1 pseudogene is annotated in these 1,166 nt (G+C 62.2%); it reads right to left on the reverse strand.

The features are described 5' to 3' along the window. Positions 1-1,138: pseudogene (locus UU9_RS17150) on the reverse strand (hypothetical protein); the annotation flags it as partial. Between the last annotated feature and the right edge of the window lie 28 nt (positions 1,139-1,166).

Genomic DNA, 1,166 nt, shown 5'->3' on the forward strand with positions numbered 1-1,166 from the left:
GATTGATCAGAGCATCCCTAATGAAGTTCCCCCAAATAACCGGTCCCAGCGCTCCGGGCTGTCCTCGCGATAGCCGATTCGTCGCCAAGCCACCCACACCATAGCCGGCCCCCGTCGTCATGCCCCCCGTGGCCCCACCGAGCCACACGTTGTCGTCCGTACCATTCGCCAGATTGCCATACTCCGTATTCACCGCATTCGCGCCAGCCCCCAACGCGGTGTTCCACCAGAAGCCACGCCCCAAGCCGAGATAGCCTGAGGCGGCTGTCGTACCCACTTCAACCAAGTCGACATGACCATCCTTCTTTGCGGCCTGCGCTCCCGCGTTGACCAACGCGCCGCTTGCCGCGGTGCCCGTGCGCGTGGTGAGCGCGTATTCCAGGATGCTGCCCATTCGTGTACCTGCGGTTGCCTCGACGGCGACATTGCCCAAGCCCCCCGTCAATCCCGCCACCATGCCATTCAACGCCAGATTGCCCTGGAACGCCAAAAAGTCCTTACCGCTTTGCTGTTGCGCTTGATAGATGGCCTCGTCCATGGCCTGTGACTGCGGTTCTCCGGAGTTGTAATCGTTTCTTCCCAACACGTAGTACTGCTCCAAGCTGTAGCCCGTGGCTGGCAGCAGCGCGCCCAAACCGCCGTTGTCGTCGCTGTTCAGCCGCTGGTATAGCGCATATCCGTTGATGTTCGGGTCGGCGCGCTGTTCGGCGTTGGCATACGACATGTCGTAATACGTGCCCCCGATCCATTCGCCGAACGAGTCATTCTGGATGAACGCCTCAGCCGCCGCGTCCAACGGCGCGCCATCGAACTTGGCGTTGAACGTGTCGTCTTGCAGCCGCTGAGCAGTGACCAGCAAGGTCTGTCTGGCGTTGTCGACCCACTGGTCCTGCTGATCCTGCGGCAGCTGGCTCAAAGTGCAGCCACATTGCTGCTCGGCGAAAGCCTCGGCCTGTGATAGCAGGTGTTGCACATAGTCCGGATGCAACTGCCGGTTGTACTTCTCCCCATCCATCGCCGTTACCGCACCCGCGCCGCCGCCCACGGCACCGCCCACAGCCGCACTGGCCAGCTCCATCAGCGTCCTGCCTTCGGCGCTGTTCGGATCGATGTGGTGATCGGCGAGATAATTGGTCATCGCCCCGCTGGCGGCTTCACTCGCCGCC

It is taken from the genome of Rhodanobacter fulvus Jip2 (genome assembly GCF_000264315.1).
GTDB classification, from domain to species: Bacteria; Pseudomonadota; Gammaproteobacteria; order Xanthomonadales; family Rhodanobacteraceae; genus Rhodanobacter; species Rhodanobacter fulvus.